Genomic DNA, 16,617 nt, shown 5'->3' with positions numbered 1-16,617 from the left:
TCACATGATTCGTTCGATGCTGTACGCCACAGACCTGGGGCTCTACGCCCCGTATGTGATGCAGCATGCCTTGGCGTTGGCACGGACGTTTAAAGCCGAGTTGTATGTGGTGCATGCGGTAGAACCGATGGGGCTGTTCGCCGAGTCGGTGTTGCAAAGCTATCTCGACGAGCAGGCGTTGAACGAATTTCATCGCCAGGGTCTGAATACGGTGATGGCCAATATCGAGCACCGAGTGCTCGACAGCTTTCGCGAAGAGCTGGGGGAAGGGCAGCAGGATCTGCAATTGATCAAGTCGGTCAGGGTGTACCAGGGTGATCCGTCCCAGGTCATTCTGGAACAGGCTGCGAAACTCTCCGTCGATTTACTGATCGTAGGCAGTCATTGTCAGGGGGCCAGCGGTGAAACTCCGCTGGGCAGGACCGCCGCGCGGGTATTGCAGTTATCCCGTGTGCCGGTCTACCTGGTGCCGCTGGTACAGCGCCGCCGCCAGGGCGAGGTTTGAAGCAAAATGATGGCATTCTATAAAAAGTTCTAGATTTCTTGCTCGAACCTTCCATATAGTTATATACCGCCGCTGATGCCGTGGCGTCCAACTGCTTTGAGGGATACATATGAAGCTTCAACAACTGCGCTACATCTGGGAAGTGGCGCACCACGACCTCAACGTTTCCGCTACTGCTCAAAGCCTTTACACATCGCAACCCGGCATCAGCAAGCAGATCCGCCTGTTGGAAGATGAGCTGGGCGTCGAGGTTTTCGCCCGCAGTGGCAAGCACCTGACCCGCGTGACCCCCGCCGGTGAGCGCATCATCACCACGGCTGGCGAGATCCTGCGCAAGGTCGAAAGCATCAAGCAGATCGCCCAGGAGTTCTCCAACGAGAAGAAAGGCACCCTGTCGATCGCCACGACTCACACCCAGGCCCGCTACGCATTGCCTCCGGTGATCAGCAATTTCATCAAGCAATATCCGGACGTGGCGCTGCACATGCATCAGGGCTCACCGATGCAGATCGCCGAAATGGCAGCCGACGGCACGGTGGATTTCGCCATCGCCACCGAGGCCCTGGAGCTGTTCGGGGATCTGGTGATGATGCCGTGCTATCGCTGGAACCGCTGCGTGGTGGTGCCCCAAGGCCACCCGTTGACCAAGCTGCCGAAGCTGACCCTCGAAGCCCTGGCCGAATACCCGATCGTGACTTACGTATTCGGTTTCACCGGTCGTTCGAAGCTCGACGAGGCATTCAGCCACCGTGGCCTGACGCCGAAAGTGGTGTTCACCGCCGCCGACGCCGACGTGATCAAGACTTATGTTCGCCTGGGACTGGGCGTGGGGATCGTGGCGAAGATGGCTGTCGATACCAAGCTCGACAATGACCTGGTGGTGCTCGATGCCAGCGAGTTGTTCGAGTCCAGCGTGACCAAGATCGGCTTCCGTCGCGGTACTTTCCTGCGCGGCTTCATGTGCGATTTCATCGAGAAATTCGCGCCGCACCTGACCCGGGATGTCATGGCCAAGGCCATCCAGTGCCACAACAAACAAGAGCTCGAAGAGCTGTTCGACGGTGTCGAACTGCCCGTGCACTAAACCTTTCTAAATGGCTTCGGTGACAGCGAACTGTTGCCGGGCCCCCGCCACGACGATCTCCACTTCATCCCCCTCGAATTTACCCAGCAAGCCTCGGCCCAGCGGCGAGCGGGGGGTGATGACGGTGACCGGTTGCCCCACCAGCGAGACCTTCAGTCCCGCCGCGTCCGGTCCCAGGAACAACCATTGTTCGCGACCGTTCTCGTCCTCCAGACCGATCAATGTGCCGACCTGGATGCCGCGCTGCGCGTCGTAAGGCCGCAGCGTCAGGTTCTGGCACTGCGCCAGGGCCTGACGGATTTCTTCAACCCGCCGGGCCTGGCCGGCGGCCAGGTAAGACGCTTCGAGGCCCAGGGTGTCATATTTGTTCTCGGCGATGTTTTCTTCGTGGGTCGCGGTTTCGTACGCGGTCTGGGCGGCGCGTTCGGCGATATCGAGGTCAATCCTGAGCTTGTCGAGGATCAACTGGTGGACGGTCTGTTTGTTCATGTTCATTCACAGAACTGCAAAACGTTGGCGCGGCTTTTTTCGCTGGGAGCGTTCTGGTCCTGCTGCAACCAGAACTGGCACTTGGGATTGGACAGGTTGCGCGGGTTGTTGCGAGCTTGGTCGAGAGCCTGGTGCTGTTCGTTCCTCTGCAGGTTCTGCTGGTATTGTTCGAACATCGGTGTCGGCGCTTCGGGTGGCGGTTGCACTGCGGGGGGTTGCGCCAGTTGGTGGACGGCGGCGGCTACCGGGGCCAGTTGTTCGTTGAGTAGGAATCTGGACAGCAGCCAACCACTCAGCACGATGGCGAGGAATCCCAGCCACAGGCCCAGGGCAATGCTGAGGGTCAACTTCAGGGCGGTAAGGCGTGGGGCAGGTGAGTGATCGGGCATGGCTGCTTCCTGGCAGGCTCGTGGGCAGGCCTGATTGTCGCATGAAGATTAATCGCCGTCGGCTCTTCTGCATCACCGGTTTATTCGGGACAATCGGACATTTGCCATCAGGAGTCAGGAATGACCGTGCGCTGGGATATATTTTGCACCGTCGTCGATAACTATGGCGACATTGGTGTCACCTGGCGCCTGGCCCGGCAGCTGGTGGCCGAACATCATTGCGCGGTGCGACTGTGGGTGGATGACCTGCGGGCTTTCGAACGGCTGTGCCCGCAAATCGATGTCAGTCTTGAGGAGCAATGGCAGCAGGGTGTGCAGGTGCGGCATTGGCCTCAGACCTGGCCGGCCACCGACGCTGCGGATGTGGTGATTGCCGCGTTCGCCTGCCAACTGCCTGCTGCCTACATGGACGCAATGGCTGAACGCCAGACGACGCCACTGTGGATGAACCTCGACTATCTGAGCGCCGAGGACTGGGTAGTGGGCTGTCATGGCTTGCCTTCGGTCAAATACAAACATGTGCAGAAGTACTTTTTTTTCCCGGGCTTCCAGGAAGGGACGGGTGGTTTGCTGCGTGAGGCTGGGCTTCTTGAGCGCTGTAGGGAATTTCAGCAGGATGCCGAGGCGCAGCGACATTTCCTGCAGGGGTTGGACGTTGAGCGAGCGTCGGATACGTACTTGATTTCGCTGTTCGCCTATGAAAATGCCGGTCTGGCCAGCTGGTTCGACGCGATGTCGACGAACGGCGAAAAATTTCACGTGCTGGTTCCGGAAGGGCGGGTGCTGGGGGACGTGGAGCGCTGGCTCGGAGTCGCTGACCTGAAGGCCGGAGCGGTGCATCGGCGTGGCGGTCTCACGGTCCAGGTGCTGCCGTTCATCCGGCAGGACCAATACGACCAGTTGCTGTGGTGCTGCGATTTCAACGCGGTGCGTGGCGAAGACTCTTTCGTACGGGCTCAATGGGCGGGCCGGCCGATGCTCTGGCACATTTATCAGCAGGAAGAAGACGTTCACCTGGAAAAGCTCGAGGCGTTTCTCGGGCTCTACACCCGAGAGCTTCCGGACGCAACGCAAAAAGCGATCAACGGTCTCTGGCGGGCCTGGAATGCCGGGCAGGACATGACCGAACACTGGAAAGCTGCGCGCCAACAGGGACCGGAACTGGCCGAACATGCCCGGGCGTGGTGTCTGGAACAGGCCTCACGGCCGGATCTTGCCGCGGCGCTGGTGAAGTTTTATGTAAATTGGATATGATACGCGGCCTAGATTTTTGTCAATCCCATCCAAATTCGGATATTCGCAATGAAAACTGGTAAAGAACTCAAACCCGGTACAGTGATTCGTATCGACAACGATCCTTGGCTGGTTCAGAAAGCTGAATTCACCAAGTCGGGTCGTAACAGCGCGATCATGAAGACCAAGCTGAAAAACCTGCTGACCGGCTACAAGACCGAAACCGTCTACGGTGCGGACGACAAACTGGACGACGTGATCCTCGACCGCAAGGAAGCGACCCTGTCCTTCATCAGCGGCGACACCTACACGTTCATGGACACCACCGACTACACCATGTACGAACTGAACGCCGAAGACATCGAAAGCGTTCTGCCTTTCGTTGAAGAAGGCATGACCGACGTCTGCGAAGCCGTGTTCTTCGAAGAGCGCCTGGTTTCCGTAGAGCTGCCGACCACCATCGTGCGTCAGGTTGACTACACCGAAGGTTCTGCTCGTGGCGACACTTCCGGCAAGGTCATGAAACCTGCCAAACTGAAGAACGGCACCGAGCTGTCGGTGGCTGACTTCATCGAAATCGGCGACATGATCGAAATCGATACCCGCGAAGGCGGTTCCTACAAAGGCCGCGCTAAATAAGCGAAGTCTTGTGTATGAAAAAGCCCGACCATTGAGTCGGGCTTTTTCATTGCTGCTGTCTGGATCATTGGCCGTGAACCCTGTGGATTAGGTCTGCTGCGCAGCCCAGCGGGAGCAAGCTCCCTCGCCACGAAGGTTGCGGCTGGTCCCATCACTTCAAGTGCTGTTTAAGCTCTTCGGACACCTGCAACATCGCCGAACGTACCGCCGGTACTTGGCTGACCACGTTGAGCAGCCCGTAGTCGTGGATCATGCCGTTGTAGCGCACTGCGGTGACCGGAACCCCGGCGGCGTCGAGCTTGCGAGCATAGGCTTCACCCTCGTCACGCAACACATCGGCTTCGGCAGTCTGTACCAGCGCAGGCGGCAGGCCCTTGAGCTGGGCGGTGCTGGCGCGCAATGGCGAAGCGTAGATCTCGTTGCGTTGCCCGGCATCGGTGGTGTAGTTGTCCCAGAACCACTTCATCATGTTCTTGCTGAGGAAGTGCCCTTCGGCGAACTGGTTGTAGGACGCCGTCTCGAAACTGGCGTCGGTTACCGGCCACAGCAGGGCCTGGAAACGGATCGCCGGGGTCCCTTTGTCCTTGGCCATCAGCGCCACGACCGCCGCCATGTTGCCGCCGACACTATTGCCCACGACCGCCAGGCGCTTGCCGTCGACGTTGATCTGCTTGCCGTGCTCGGCCACCCATTTCGTTGCCGCGTAGGCCTGGTTGATCGCCACCGGGTAATGCGCCTCGGGTGACGGTGTGTAGTTGACGAATACCGCGACGGCGCCGGAGCCTGCCACCAGATCCCGAACCAGGCGTTCGTGGGTCGGGAAGTCCCCCAGTACCCAGCCACCGCCGTGGAAGAACATGAACACGGGCAGCTCACCTTTGACCCCGGCCGGGCGGACGATCGTCAGGCTGATCGGCTGACCGTCGACCTGGATAGTCTTCTCGCTGACGTCGGCCTTGGGCAAGGTCAGTTTCACGCCCGCCTGGGCGCCGACCAGAACGGCGCGAGCATCCTTGGGCGAGAGCTGTTCCAACGGCTTGCCGGTCCCGGCGTTCAGTGCATCGAGAAACGCCTGGGTATTGTGTTCCACGATGTTATCGGCGAAGGCGCTGCCGACGCTGAGGGCCAGAAGGGTGCCGGTCAGGACTTTGCTGAGCTTTTTCATGAGTTTCTCCTTGAGTTCGAATTCGGGTCGCTGATTCAGACGGTTACGTGCAGGCGCACATCGACATTGCCGCGGGTGGCGTTGGAGTACGGGCAGACTTGGTGAGCCGCCTCCACCAGACTTTGCGCGTCGGCCTGTTCGAGGCCCGGCAGGCTGATGTGCAAATCGATGTCGAGGCCGAAGCCGCCAGGGATCTGGCCGATGCCGACATGGGCAGTAATCGAGGCGTCGTCTGGGATCTTGCGCTTGCTCTGGCCGGCGACGAATTTCAACGCACCGATGAAGCAGGCCGAGTAACCAGCGGCGAACAGTTGCTCAGGGTTGGTCGCTGCACCGCCTGCACCACCCAGTTCCTTGGGCGTGGCGAGCTTGACGTCGAGGATGTTGTCGCTGGAGATCGCACGACCGTCGCGGCCACCAGTGGAAGTTGCGATTGCGGTGTAGAGAGTTTGCATGATGAGAGCCTCGTTTCTGGTTGGTTTTTTGCGCTAAATGTTTGCGCGCTAAGTAGGTGTGAAGAGAATGTATAGCGCTAATGTTTTGTGCGCAAGATAAATTTTTGGGTTTTTTTAGAAAAATGCAGGCGACGTGGCTGTGACCCTTGATTTAGAGCCGTTCTGGAGGGGAAAAATTTTTCGGATTGGTGATTGCTTCTTGGGACCGGACTGGCGCCATTGCGAGCAGGCTCGCTTCCACAATGGTTACTCGTGTTGACGGGATCCAGGCTGGCTTGGTACCTGTGGGAGCGAGCCTGCTCGCGATGGCGGTGGGTCAGTCAATGAAGACGGTGGATGTGACGGCCTCTCGCGAGCAGGCTCGCTCCCACATTGGATCGCCGACGATAGCAGTGGATGCGCAATCAGAGGCTCTCTTGCAAATGCCCGCGCAGTGTCTGCAGGTCCTCTTGGAGTTTTTTCAGCTGTTCCAGGGTCTGGCCGCTGGCGGCGAGGATGCATTGGGGAATGTCGAGGGCCTTTTCGCGTAAGGCGCGGCCTTTTGCAGTGAGTTCGACAATCACCACGCGCTCGTCTTCCCGGCTGCGGGTGCGGCTGAGCAGGCCCTCGGCCTCCAGGCGCTTGAGCAATGGAGTCAACGAGCCGGGGTCGGTGAGCAGGCGGGCGCTGATTTCACCGACGGTCAAACCGTCGGTTTCCCACAACACCATCATCGCCAGGTATTGCGGATACGTCAGACCCAGGGCCTGTAGCAGCGGCTTGTAGACCTTGGTCATCATCAGGGACGTGGAATGCAGGGCGAAGCAGACCTGGTTATCGAGCAGCAGGGCTGCGCAGGCTTCGGGGGTGTCGCGCTGGGTACTCATGGCAAAACCTTCATTCAGTGAACACTACAAATCTAGCGGGCGAATCTTTAATGCGCCAGATAATTCTGACGTCCCGAACCGAAGTTGCATTTCCCCAATTGCCCGGAATGCGTAGGATAGACGCCTTGGTGAAGGGGAATTGTCTGTGATCGAGAGTCTGGTGTTTGTGGCGTTTGGTGCCTTGTTGGGCACGTTGGGGGGATTGTTCGGCATCGGCGGGGGGCTGATTGCAATTCCGGTGTTGGGGGTATGGTTCGGCCTCGACCAGCAGATGGCCCAGGGGACTGCGCTGGTCATGGTTGTGCCCAATGTGATGCTCGCGTTGTGGCGCTACCACCAGCGCAATCGCATCGAGATGCGCCATGTGCTGCCACTGGCTTCCATGGGGTTCTGCTTCGCCTGGCTTGGCTCGATCTGGGCCGTGGGGATCGATGCGCAGAGCATGCGCCTGGGCTTCGTGGCGTTCCTGATTGTGCTGACGCTCTACAACCTGGTCCGAATGTTCGCCGCCACCACGCCACCTTCGGCGCAGATGCGTTATGGCTGGCCATGGCTGGCTGTGCTGGGGGCGGCGTCGGGAACCATGGGCGGTCTGTTCGGTGTCGGCGGGGCCGTGGTCGCGACGCCGATCCTGACCAGCCTGTTCGGCACCACACAAGTGGTGGCCCAAGGGCTGTCCCTGGCGCTGGCCTTGCCCAGCACCGGCGTGACCCTCGCCACCTATGCCTTTCACCATGAAGTGGACTGGAGCATCGGCCTGCCACTGGCCGTCGGTGGGCTGCTGAGTATCAGCTGGGGGGTAAAAGTTGCCCATGCGTTGCCGGAGAGGCTGTTGCGTGGGCTGTTCTGCGGTTTCCTGGTGCTGTGTGCGGTGATGCTCGCTCTTAAAGTTTGAAGCCTTCAACGATGTGCTCGGCCAGGCACTCGGTGATCGGCGATGGGTTGTGCAAGTTGCGGATCAGCATGATGCTGGCCTCGGGCAGTTCCGGCAGGTCTTCGGCCTCGCCCAGTACGCGCATGTCCGGGGTCAGCAGGCTTTCCAGCTGTGCGGTGATGGCTAGACCGGCGCCCACTACGGCCATCAGCGCCGACAGGCTGGAGCTGTTATATGCCACGCGATAATCGCGGCCCATGGCATCCAGCGCATTACAGGCCCATTGCCGGCAGAAGCAATCACTGTTGAACATCGCCAGCGGCAGCGGTGTTTGTTCATGGACATTGAAGCAGGCGGCTTCCGCCCATACAAAGCGCTCCTTGCGCAACAACTGGCCGATCTCGTCCCCCGGTTTGCGGGTAACGATGGACAGATCAAGATCCTGGCGCAGCAACAATTGCTTGGACGATTCGCAGTGCACTTCAATTTCGATCAAGGGGTAGAACTGGGCAAAGCGCTGCAGGATCCCCGGTAGAAAACGCATCACATAATCGTCCGGCGTGCCGATGCGCACCGTGCCGACCATGTGCGGCTCGCGCAGGGTATTGAACACCTCACTGTGCAGCTTGAGGATCCGCCGGGCGTAACCCAGCAAGACCTGGCCTTCGGCGGTGAGCTTGACCTGACGCCCGTCGCGTTCGAACAGCCGCCGCTGCAATACATCCTCTTCCAGCCGCTTCATCTGCATGCTGACAGCCGACTGGGTGCGATTGACCAGTTCGCCGGCCCGAGTAAATCCGCCCTGGTCGGCGATGGCGACGAAGGTACGCAGCACTTCCGTATCGATACTCGGGTAACTCGACAATTGATCAATCTCCGAGATGTATTGCATAAGAAACATTCGTTGGATTGATCTTAACGTTGGCGAGAGACTTGAGCCATCCCCAACGGAGGACATCACGATGAAAGGTCAAAAAGGTTATCTACTGATAGACAAACTCTCGTCCCACAGCTTTTCGATCAGTGGCCTGCTGCATAAGTTTAGCCGCTGGTACGAATTGCACCACGAACGTGAACTGCTGGCCGGAATGAGCGATGAGGCGCTCAAGGATATCGGCGTCAGCCGTGCCGACGTAGAACGGGAAGTGGTTCGGCCATTCTGGGATGACCCGATGCACAAATGAGCCATCCTTCCCTACACAAACCCCTTATTGGTGAGGTAGGTTGCGAGCAGACAAGGAGATCTCCATGCCCGCGACTCTGTCCTTTACCCTCAAACAGGCCCGGCGTCTGGCGCTGGTCTCCCAAGGATTCAATGGGCGGTCACCGCCGGCTTCGGTGCAATCGACGCATGTCAATCGCCTGATCGAACGCCTGGGCGTGGTGCAGATTGATTCCGTCAATGCGCTGGTGCGCTCGCATTACCTCCCGCTGTTTTCCCGTCTCGGTCATTACAACCCCGATCTGCTCGATCAAGCGGCCTGGAGCCAGGGGCGACGTCGAACGCTGTTCGAGTATTGGGGACACGAAGCGTCGTTGCTGCCCCTGTCCATGTATCCGTTGATGCGCTGGCGTATGCAGCGTGCGTCGCGTGGCGAGGGGATCTACCAGCAATTGGCGCGGTTCGGCCAGGAGCGGCAGGATGTCATTCATCGGGTCCTGGCTGCGGTCCGCGAGCAGGGTGCGCTGGGGGCGGGCAGCTTGTCCACTCGCCAGGAAAAGGCCGGGCCATGGTGGGATTGGAGTGCCGAAAAACATGCCCTCGAATGGCTGTTCGCTGCGGGTGAAGTCACCGTGGCGGGGCGCCGGGGGTTCGAGCGGCTCTACGACTTGCCGGAACGGGTGTTGCCGGTCGCTGCCCTGCAACAAGTCCTGCCGGACGAAGCCCAGGCCCAGCGCGGTTTGTTGCTTCATGCCGCCGAGGCCTTGGGCGTGGGGACAGAGAAGGACCTGCGCGACTATTTTCGCCTCGAACCGGCTGACAGTCGCGCACGTCTGGCTGAGCTGGAGGAGGCCGGTGAATTGCTGCGCTGCGAGGTCCAGGGCTGGAAGCAACCGGCCTGGTGCCGTCCCGGCGTGAAAATCCCGCGCAAGGTGGCGGCCAGTGCCTTGCTGTCGCCATTCGACTCGCTGGTATGGGAGCGCAGCCGCACCGAGCGGTTGTTCGACTTCCGCTATCGCCTGGAGATCTACACCCCGGCTCACAAACGGGTTTACGGCTATTACGTCCTGCCGTTCCTGCACAACGAGCGCATCGCGGCACGCGTCGACGTGCGGGCGGAGCGGGCCCAGAGGCGGCTGGCGATACATGCCGTACACGAGGAAGCGCCGGGGCTGGACGAGGAGGGGTTGCAGGCCTTGGCGCTGAACCTGCGGCGCATGGCTGATTGGTTGGGGCTGGCGCGGGTGCAGCTTAATTGCCGGCGCGAGGGCGGGGTCCGGCTGGCTGGGGCGTTGGCCCGGATCGGAGGTGACTGAACTGACGCCATCGCGAGCAGGCTCGCTCCCACAGTGGATCGCTGGGGAACGCAAGACCTGAGCACGACTGCTCCCACAGTGGATCTGGGAACACAGGACCTGCGCACGACGCGGTCACTGTGGGAGCGAGCCTGCTCGCGATGAGGGCTTTACAGGCGCTACAAAGTCCGCTGACTCACCGCCTCACCTGCTTCAGCGTCTCGGCAATCAGAAACGCCAGTTCCAACGACTGATCGGCATTCATCCGTGGATCACAGTGGGTATGGTAGCGGTCGGACAGTCCGTCCTCGGTGATCGGCCGGGCGCCGCCGATGCATTCGGTGACGTTCTGCCCGGTCATTTCGATGTGAATACCGCCCGCGTAGGTGCCTTCGGCTTCGTGGGCCTGGAAGAACTGCTTCACCTCGCCGAGGATCTGCGCGAAATCCCGTGTCTTGTAACCGCTGCTGGCCTTGATGGTGTTGCCGTGCATCGGGTCCGAGCTCCACAGCACCTGCTTGCCCTCGCGCTGCACGGCCCGCAACAGCGGTGGCAGGTGCTCGGCAACTTTGTTGGCCCCCATCCGCGCAATCAGGTTCAGGCGGCCCGGATCGTTGTCCGGGTTGAGTACATCGATCAGGCGGATCAAGTCGTCAGGGTCCATGGTAGGCCCGACCTTGACGCCGATCGGGTTGTTCACCCCGCGCAGGAATTCGACATGGGCACCGTCCAGCTGGCGGGTACGGTCGCCGATCCAGAGCATATGGGCCGAGCAGTCGTAGTAGTCGTTGGTCAGGCTGTCGCGGCGTACGAAGGCTTCTTCGTAATTGAGCAGCAACGCTTCGTGGGCGGTAAAGAAACTGGTTTCACGCAGTTGCGGCGAGCTGTCCATGCCGCAGGCACGCATGAACGCCAGGGTTTCATCGATGCGGTCGGCCAGATGGCTGTATTTTTCCGCCAGGGCCGAGTTGGCGATGAAATCCAGGTTCCACTTGTGCACCTGGTGCAGATCGGCAAACCCGCCCTGGGCGAACGCACGCAGCAGGTTCAGGGTCGCGGTGGATTGATGGTACGACTGCAGCAGCCGTTCGGGGTCCGGTATCCGGCTTTTTTCGTCGAAGCCGATGCCGTTGACGATGTCGCCCCGATAGGCCGGCAGGGTCACGCCGTCGATGGTTTCGTCGTTGGCCGAGCGCGGCTTGGCGAATTGACCGGCCATGCGCCCGACCTTGACCACCGGGCAGCCGGCGGCGAAGGTCATGACAATCGCCATTTGCAGCAACACTTTAAAGGTGTCCCGGATCTTCGCCGCCGAGAACTCGGCAAAGCTCTCGGCGCAGTCGCCGCCTTGCAGCAGGAAAGCGCGACCCTGGGTCACCTCGGCGAACTGACGGCGCAACTCCCGCGCTTCACCGGCAAACACCAGTGGCGGATAACTGGCCAGGGTTTGCTCCACCTGCAACAGGTGGGCTGCGTCGGGGTAGCAAGGTTGTTGCTGGATCGGCAGGGCGCGCCAGCTGTCAGGGCTCCAGGGTTGGCTCATCATGATCTCTAGGTGGTTTACGCTCGGACGGCCATGTTAGCAGCAAATTAGTGCGTGACCTGCTTGCGTCGCTTCGCGGACAATCACACTTTTGCCCAGGTTCTGCGCGTTGTCGCAGCCGTCCGGCTGCACCAGGAGTTGAAATGACAGAGGAGCGCGTCGAGCATCTGCTCGCCGAGGTGCATGACGAGTTCGGCATGATCCGAGTCTTCGAAGTGTCCGACTACCGGTTTCTTGAGTTCGGCGATGCCATCGAGCAGAGCTGCGTGTTCACCGCTGATCCGAGCTGGCTTGAATACGACTACACCCGCGCCATGTTGATCGGTGCGTTGTGTCACGAACAGCCGGAGAGCGCGCTGTTCCTCGGGCTCGGCGCCGGGACGCTGACCCAGGCCTGTCTCAAGTTCCTGCCGCTGGAAGACGTCGAAGCCATCGAGTTGCGCCCCGACGTGCCGCGCCTGGCCATCGAATACCTGGGGCTGGACGACGATCCGCGACTGTACATCCGCATCGGCGATGCCCTTGAACTGCTGAGAACCGCCGAACCTGCGGACCTGATTTTCGTCGACCTCTATACCGATGTCGGCCCAGGTGTCGGGCACCTGGCCTGGGGTTTCCTTGAAGATTGCCAGAAGCGCCTCAATCCCGGCGGCTGGCTGGTCATCAACCAATGGGCCACCGACGACGGCAAGCCCTTGGGGGCTGCGCTGTTGCGCGGTTTGTATCACCGGCACTATTGGGAGCTGCCGGTGAAGGAGGGCAACGTGATCCTGATCGTGCCGTCCGACCTGGACCAGGCGCTGGACATGGACGGATTGATCACGCGGGCCGAAGGGCTGGCGCCGCGACTGGGGTATTCGTTGTTGCCGTTGATCAAGGCGATTCGGCCGGCGACTTGACTGGGTGAACAATGCAGGCCCGAGGGCACTGTCCTGTCTTGTGCTCTTATGCTCTTGTGCTCTTGTGGCGAGGGTGCTTGCTCCCGCTGGGGCGCGAAGCGTCCCCCTTCGGTACTGAGCCTGGTTCAAGACGTCTGCGGTGCAGCCAAGCGGGAGCAAGCTCCCTCGCCACGGGTTTCGGGTGTGACAGAGACGCTGTGGCGAACCTTCGTTACCCAGGGTGAACCGATTTAGCCACTGTAAAAAAAGCTCCCTTTTTGACCGAATTCCGGTATAGTGCGCGCCGGCCTTTAGCCGGGCCGCGTCAAGGTAGCGCAATTTCCGAAGTCAGCTTCGGTTGCATGTCCGCACAACGGATGCTTCCTGACGTTCTTTTTCATTCATTCGTTTTCGCAAATCCCCGCCGACAAAGCTGCCAGGGCGACTCTTGAGTCTCAACACGGCATGCGCAGCTTTGGAGCATGGGTCTTTGCGGATGCACTTAGAGGCAGACCCATGACCCAGGAAATCGGCGGCTTCGCCGCTCTTGAACTTCATCCCAATATTGTCGCTGCAGTAGTCGCTACCGGCTATGAAGAGCCTTCGGCCATTCAGCAGCAGTCGATCCCGATCATTCTCGCCGGTCACGATATGATTGGTCAGGCGCAAACCGGTACGGGTAAGACCGCCGCGTTCGCCCTGCCGATCCTGCACCGCATTGATCCGTCCAAGCGCGAGCCGCAAGCTCTGATCCTGGCCCCAACCCGTGAGTTGGCGCTGCAAGTTGCAACCGCTTTCGAAACCTACGCCAAGCAGATGCCAGGCGTGACTGTTGTGGCTGTCTACGGCGGCGCGCCGATGGGCCCGCAACTGAAAGCAATCCGTAATGGCGCACAGATCGTTGTCGCCACCCCGGGCCGTCTGTGCGACCACCTGCGTCGCGACGAAAAAGTCCTTGCCACCGTGAACCACCTGGTTCTGGACGAGGCGGACGAAATGCTCAAGCTGGGCTTCATGGATGACCTGGAAGTCATCTTCAAGGCCATGCCTGAAACCCGTCAGACCGTACTGTTCTCGGCCACCTTGCCGCAGTCGATCCGTGCGATCGCCGAGCGTCACTTGAAAGACCCGAAACACGTCAAGATCCAGAGCAAGACCCAGACCGTCACTGCGATCGAGCAGGCTCACCTGCTGGTCCACGCCGACCAGAAGACCTCTGCCGTACTGAGCCTGCTGGAAGTCGAGGATTTCGACGCGCTGATCATGTTCGTGCGCACCAAGCAAGCGACCCTGGACCTGGCCAGCGCCCTGGAAGCCAAAGGCTACAAGGCCGCTGCGTTGAACGGTGACATCGCCCAGAACCAGCGTGAGCGCGTTATCGACTCCCTCAAGGATGGCCGTCTGGACATCGTTGTGGCGACCGACGTCGCGGCCCGTGGCCTGGACGTTCCGCGCATCACCCACGTATTCAACGTGGACATGCCGTACGATCCGGAATCCTACGTTCACCGTATCGGTCGTACCGGCCGCGCCGGTCGCGAAGGTCGTGCCCTGCTGCTGGTCACCCCGCGTGAGCGTCGCATGCTGCAAGTGATCGAACGTGTGACCGGCCAGCGAGTCGCCGAAGTTCGTCTGCCGGACGCGCAAGCTGTTCTGGATGCACGCATCAAGAAACTGACTAACAGCCTGTCGCCGCTGGTGGCCGACGCCGAATCGACCCACGGTGATCTGCTTGATCGCCTGACCGCCGACATCGGCTGCTCCCCACGTGCCCTGGCCGCTGCCCTGCTGCGCAAGGCCACCAACGGTCAGGCGCTGAACCTGGCGGCAATCGAGAAAGAGCGTCCGCTGGTGCCGAACAGCACACCGCGTGGCGATCGTCCTGAGCGCAGCGGTGATCGTCCGGACCGTGGTGATCGCGAGCGTCGTGCACCGATCCCGCTGGCCGAAGGTCGGGCTCGCTGCCGTACTGCGCTGGGCGCCCGTGACGGTATCGCCGCCAAGAACCTGCTGGGCGCCATCCTCAACGAGGGTGGCCTGGCGCGTGAAGCCATCGGTCGCATCCAGGTGCGTGACAGCTTCAGCCTCGTGGAGCTGCCGGAAGATGGCCTGGAGAAGTTGCTGGCCAAGCTCAAGGACACCCGCGTAGCCGGCAAGCAACTCAAGCTGCGTCGCTATCGCGAAGACTGATCGGCCTCCGGGCTGATTGATCGAGCATGAAAAATCCCCGACTGGTTCGGGGATTTTTTTTGCCTGTTGGTTTGCGGGCTTTCAGGGTGATCGGCGTTGTTTCATTCGCGAGCAGGCTCGCGCCCCACACCGGATCTATGGCGCTTACAAATTCCCTGTGGGAGCGAGCCTGCTCGCGATCAAGGCGATTCGGTCCACCCTCAATCGAACCGATAGATGTCCATTCCCAACGCCCCCATCGTGAAACCTTGATGAGCCACGCTGAATAACCCGCCGGCCCCACGGGCGAAATACAGCGGCAACAGGTGCTCGTCGCTGGGATGGCTGCGCACGGCATTGGGGGCCTGGCGACGGTAGTCATGCAGTGCCGGTCCATCATCCGCCGCCAGTTTCTCGACCATCCAATCGCGAAAAGCCTTGGCCCAGGGCTCGATGCTTTCGGGGTCGGCGTTCCAGTCCAGGTCGCGCAGGTTGTGGGTGATGCTGCCGGAGCCGATCAGCAGGATACCTTGCTCGCGCAGACTCGCCAGGGCCTGGCCGACTTGCGTCTGTAATGCCGGGCCGTGGCGACTGGGCAGCGACACCTGGACCACCGGGATATCGGCTTCGGGATACATCAGGGATAAAGGCACCCAGACGCCGTGGTCGGACGGTCGCTGATGGTCGAGGCGCGCCGGCAAGCGTGCGGCATTGAGCTGCTCGCTCACTTGCGCGGCCAGGTCCGGATCACCCGGCGCGGGGTATTGCACCGCATACAGGGCCGGTGGAAAACCTGCGAAGTCGTGCCAGGTGCGGGGTCGCGGGTTGGCACTGACCAACAGCTCGTCACTTTCCCAGTGGGCGGACACGATGACGATAGACTTGGGCCTGGGCAGTTGCGCGGCCAGGCGAGCCAGCGCCGGGCCGCTGGCGCCGGGCTCCAGGGCGAGCATCGGTGAGCCGTGGGAGATGAACAGGCTGGGCAGCATGAAAGGACTCCAGAGCGTTAAGATGTCGCCATCTTCCGTCAGGTCAATCATCTAAATCTAATACATGTTTTAGCCCGGTTTGATCGATTTTTTGGAGCGAATCATGGAACCCGAGTTTTGGCATAAGCGTTGGTCATCGAATCAGATCGGCTTTCATTTGCCCGAGGTGAACCCCTATCTGCAACGGTTTTGGCCGCAACTGGGTCTGGCGCAGGGCAGTCGGGTGTTGGTGCCGTTGTGTGGTAAGAGCCTGGACCTGTTGTGGCTGGCCCGGCAGGGGTATTCAGTGCTTGGCGTGGAATTGTCGGAAAAAGCCGCTGCGGATTTTTTCCAGGAGCATCAACTGCAGCCCAGCATCAGTGAGGAGGGCGCATTCAAGGTCTTTCGCGCCGAAAACATCGAAATTCGTTGCGGAGATTTCTTTGCCCTCAGTCCGCAGGAAGTGGCCGACTGCGTGGCACTGTATGACCGTGCCGCGTTGATCGCCTTGCCCATGCCGATGCGTGAGCGGTATGCAGCGCATTTGCAGGCGATCCTGCCAGGCTGCGTCGGGCTGCTGATTACCCTGGATTACGACCAGGCCGAAATGCCCGGCCCGCCTTTTGCCGTGGATGATGCCGAGGTGCAGCGGTTGTTGGGGGGCAATTGGCAGCTGGAGGTCTTGCAGGAGCAGGATGTGCTAGGGGAAAGCTGGAAGTTTTTGCAGGCCGGGGTGACCCGGCTGGATGAGCGGGTTTATCGGGTTTCCGGTTATTGACGTGGTCTGCAATGGCTTTATCGCGAGCAGGCTCGCTTCCACACTGGATCTATGGCGTTTATAAATCCCTGTGGGAGCGAGCCTGCTCGCGATGAAGCCAGTCAGGCGTAAAAAAGCCCGCATCG

General features: G+C 60.5%; 18 protein-coding genes. 10 read left to right on the top strand and 8 right to left on the bottom strand.

The window, feature by feature from the left end; all coding sequences use genetic code 11:
* Window positions 1–4: 4 nt before the first annotated feature.
* The gene (locus tag ACLEJR_RS02520; RefSeq protein ID WP_245144436.1) at window positions 5–505 is read left to right on the top strand and encodes a universal stress protein; all 501 of its coding nucleotides are present in this window, start codon (window positions 5–7) and stop codon (window positions 503–505) included.
* Window positions 506–614: 109 nt separating this feature from the next.
* Window positions 615–1,589 (top strand): HTH-type transcriptional regulator CysB, encoded by a 975-nt coding sequence (gene cysB, locus ACLEJR_RS02515; RefSeq protein ID WP_440797100.1) that lies wholly within the window; start codon window positions 615–617, stop codon window positions 1,587–1,589.
* 6 nt (window positions 1,590–1,595) lie between these two features.
* On the opposite strand, the gene ACLEJR_RS02510 is transcribed toward cysB, so the two are convergent.
* Entirely contained in the window at window positions 1,596–2,078 is a 483-nt protein-coding gene (locus tag ACLEJR_RS02510) for a GreA/GreB family elongation factor (RefSeq protein ID WP_440811961.1), read from the bottom strand.
* A gap of 2 nt (window positions 2,079–2,080) precedes the next feature.
* Window positions 2,081–2,467 (bottom strand): hypothetical protein, encoded by a 387-nt coding sequence (locus tag ACLEJR_RS02505; RefSeq protein WP_440811958.1) that lies wholly within the window; start codon window positions 2,465–2,467, stop codon window positions 2,081–2,083.
* Window positions 2,468–2,587: 120 nt separating this feature from the next.
* On the opposite strand from ACLEJR_RS02505, the gene earP reads away from it, so the two are divergent.
* A complete protein-coding gene (earP, locus tag ACLEJR_RS02500; RefSeq protein WP_440811956.1) occupies window positions 2,588–3,721 on the top strand; it encodes an elongation factor P maturation arginine rhamnosyltransferase EarP in 1,134 nt (377 codons plus the stop codon).
* Window positions 3,722–3,769: 48 nt separating this feature from the next.
* A complete protein-coding gene (locus ACLEJR_RS02495; protein WP_003226785.1) occupies window positions 3,770–4,339 on the top strand; it encodes an elongation factor P in 570 nt (189 codons plus the stop codon).
* A 151-nt stretch (window positions 4,340–4,490) separates the two neighbouring features.
* On the opposite strand, the gene ACLEJR_RS02490 is transcribed toward ACLEJR_RS02495, so the two are convergent.
* The 3 genes from ACLEJR_RS02490 to ACLEJR_RS02480 form a co-directional block, all read right to left on the bottom strand.
* Window positions 4,491–5,504 carry an alpha/beta hydrolase gene (locus tag ACLEJR_RS02490; RefSeq protein ID WP_440811954.1) on the bottom strand — a complete coding sequence of 338 codons (1,014 nt, stop codon included), beginning with the start codon at window positions 5,502–5,504 and terminating at the stop codon, window positions 4,491–4,493.
* A 35-nt stretch (window positions 5,505–5,539) separates the two neighbouring features.
* Complete coding sequence (locus tag ACLEJR_RS02485) at window positions 5,540–5,959, bottom strand: organic hydroperoxide resistance protein (RefSeq protein WP_440811951.1); 420 nt, start codon at window positions 5,957–5,959, stop codon at window positions 5,540–5,542.
* A gap of 404 nt (window positions 5,960–6,363) precedes the next feature.
* Complete coding sequence (locus ACLEJR_RS02480) at window positions 6,364–6,825, bottom strand: MarR family winged helix-turn-helix transcriptional regulator (RefSeq protein ID WP_440797109.1); 462 nt, start codon at window positions 6,823–6,825, stop codon at window positions 6,364–6,366.
* Window positions 6,826–6,985: 160 nt separating this feature from the next.
* Between ACLEJR_RS02480 and ACLEJR_RS02475 the strand changes: the two genes are divergently transcribed.
* Window positions 6,986–7,720, top strand: a complete 735-nt coding sequence (locus ACLEJR_RS02475; RefSeq protein ID WP_440797300.1) for a sulfite exporter TauE/SafE family protein — start codon at window positions 6,986–6,988, stop codon at window positions 7,718–7,720.
* On the opposite strand, the gene ACLEJR_RS02470 is transcribed toward ACLEJR_RS02475, so the two are convergent.
* Complete coding sequence (locus ACLEJR_RS02470; RefSeq protein WP_027912697.1) at window positions 7,710–8,564, bottom strand: LysR substrate-binding domain-containing protein; 855 nt, start codon at window positions 8,562–8,564, stop codon at window positions 7,710–7,712. The genes ACLEJR_RS02475 and ACLEJR_RS02470 overlap by 11 nt on opposite strands.
* Before the next feature lie 97 nt (window positions 8,565–8,661).
* Here ACLEJR_RS02470 and ACLEJR_RS02465 point away from each other — a divergent pair, with 97 nt between their 5' ends.
* Together ACLEJR_RS02465 and ACLEJR_RS02460 are read left to right on the top strand one after the other, a co-directional pair.
* Complete coding sequence (locus tag ACLEJR_RS02465; protein ID WP_440797111.1) at window positions 8,662–8,883, top strand: DUF1127 domain-containing protein; 222 nt, start codon at window positions 8,662–8,664, stop codon at window positions 8,881–8,883.
* A 64-nt stretch (window positions 8,884–8,947) separates the two neighbouring features.
* On the top strand, window positions 8,948–10,177 hold the full coding sequence (locus ACLEJR_RS02460) for a winged helix-turn-helix domain-containing protein (protein WP_440811949.1): 1,230 nt from the start codon (window positions 8,948–8,950) through the stop codon (window positions 10,175–10,177).
* Between the two features lie 175 nt (window positions 10,178–10,352).
* Here the strand turns inward: ACLEJR_RS02460 and ACLEJR_RS02455 are convergent, their stop codons facing one another.
* Window positions 10,353–11,699, bottom strand: coding sequence for a class II 3-deoxy-7-phosphoheptulonate synthase (locus ACLEJR_RS02455; protein WP_440797115.1), 1,347 nt, complete (start codon window positions 11,697–11,699; stop codon window positions 10,353–10,355).
* A 143-nt stretch (window positions 11,700–11,842) separates the two neighbouring features.
* On the opposite strand from ACLEJR_RS02455, the gene ACLEJR_RS02450 reads away from it, so the two are divergent.
* Window positions 11,843–12,598 (top strand): spermidine synthase, encoded by a 756-nt coding sequence (locus tag ACLEJR_RS02450; protein ID WP_440811947.1) that lies wholly within the window; start codon window positions 11,843–11,845, stop codon window positions 12,596–12,598.
* A gap of 495 nt (window positions 12,599–13,093) precedes the next feature.
* Window positions 13,094–14,767 (top strand): DEAD/DEAH box helicase, encoded by a 1,674-nt coding sequence (locus ACLEJR_RS02445; RefSeq protein WP_440797119.1) that lies wholly within the window; start codon window positions 13,094–13,096, stop codon window positions 14,765–14,767.
* 200 nt (window positions 14,768–14,967) lie between these two features.
* Here ACLEJR_RS02445 and ACLEJR_RS02440 read toward each other — a convergent pair whose 3' ends face one another.
* On the bottom strand, window positions 14,968–15,735 hold the full coding sequence (locus ACLEJR_RS02440; RefSeq protein WP_440811945.1) for a DODA-type extradiol aromatic ring-opening family dioxygenase: 768 nt from the start codon (window positions 15,733–15,735) through the stop codon (window positions 14,968–14,970).
* 103 nt (window positions 15,736–15,838) lie between these two features.
* Between ACLEJR_RS02440 and ACLEJR_RS02435 the strand changes: the two genes are divergently transcribed.
* Window positions 15,839–16,492: a thiopurine S-methyltransferase gene (locus ACLEJR_RS02435; protein ID WP_440811942.1), complete on the top strand. Its 654-nt coding sequence runs from the start codon at window positions 15,839–15,841 to the stop codon at window positions 16,490–16,492.
* Window positions 16,493–16,617: the final 125 nt, after the last annotated feature.

Origin of the sequence: Pseudomonas sp. SMN5, assembly GCF_052041925.1 — a bacterium.
GTDB lineage: Bacteria > Pseudomonadota > Gammaproteobacteria > Pseudomonadales > Pseudomonadaceae > Aquipseudomonas.
Note: the sequence above shows the minus strand (reverse complement) of the source record. Positions and strands in the feature narration are given on the sequence as shown.

What these genes read in the sequence shown, in the direction of transcription:
- ACLEJR_RS02520 (WP_245144436.1), top strand. Translation starts at nt 5, where the DNA reads ATGATTCGTTCGATGCTGTACGCCACAGACCTGGGGCTCTACGCCCCG.
- cysB (WP_440797100.1), top strand. Translation starts at nt 615, where the DNA reads ATGAAGCTTCAACAACTGCGCTACATCTGGGAAGTGGCGCACCACGAC.
- ACLEJR_RS02510 (WP_440811961.1), bottom strand. Translation starts at nt 2,078, where the DNA reads ATGAACAAACAGACCGTCCACCAGTTGATCCTCGACAAGCTCAGGATT.
- ACLEJR_RS02505 (WP_440811958.1), bottom strand. Translation starts at nt 2,467, where the DNA reads ATGCCCGATCACTCACCTGCCCCACGCCTTACCGCCCTGAAGTTGACC.
- earP (WP_440811956.1), top strand. Translation starts at nt 2,588, where the DNA reads ATGACCGTGCGCTGGGATATATTTTGCACCGTCGTCGATAACTATGGC.
- ACLEJR_RS02495 (WP_003226785.1), top strand. Translation starts at nt 3,770, where the DNA reads ATGAAAACTGGTAAAGAACTCAAACCCGGTACAGTGATTCGTATCGAC.
- ACLEJR_RS02490 (WP_440811954.1), bottom strand. Translation starts at nt 5,504, where the DNA reads ATGAAAAAGCTCAGCAAAGTCCTGACCGGCACCCTTCTGGCCCTCAGC.
- ACLEJR_RS02485 (WP_440811951.1), bottom strand. Translation starts at nt 5,959, where the DNA reads ATGCAAACTCTCTACACCGCAATCGCAACTTCCACTGGTGGCCGCGAC.
- ACLEJR_RS02480 (WP_440797109.1), bottom strand. Translation starts at nt 6,825, where the DNA reads ATGAGTACCCAGCGCGACACCCCCGAAGCCTGCGCAGCCCTGCTGCTC.
- ACLEJR_RS02465 (WP_440797111.1), top strand. Translation starts at nt 8,662, where the DNA reads ATGAAAGGTCAAAAAGGTTATCTACTGATAGACAAACTCTCGTCCCAC.
- ACLEJR_RS02460 (WP_440811949.1), top strand. Translation starts at nt 8,948, where the DNA reads ATGCCCGCGACTCTGTCCTTTACCCTCAAACAGGCCCGGCGTCTGGCG.
- ACLEJR_RS02455 (WP_440797115.1), bottom strand. Translation starts at nt 11,699, where the DNA reads ATGAGCCAACCCTGGAGCCCTGACAGCTGGCGCGCCCTGCCGATCCAG.
- ACLEJR_RS02450 (WP_440811947.1), top strand. Translation starts at nt 11,843, where the DNA reads ATGACAGAGGAGCGCGTCGAGCATCTGCTCGCCGAGGTGCATGACGAG.
- ACLEJR_RS02445 (WP_440797119.1), top strand. Translation starts at nt 13,094, where the DNA reads ATGACCCAGGAAATCGGCGGCTTCGCCGCTCTTGAACTTCATCCCAAT.
- ACLEJR_RS02440 (WP_440811945.1), bottom strand. Translation starts at nt 15,735, where the DNA reads ATGCTGCCCAGCCTGTTCATCTCCCACGGCTCACCGATGCTCGCCCTG.
- ACLEJR_RS02435 (WP_440811942.1), top strand. Translation starts at nt 15,839, where the DNA reads ATGGAACCCGAGTTTTGGCATAAGCGTTGGTCATCGAATCAGATCGGC.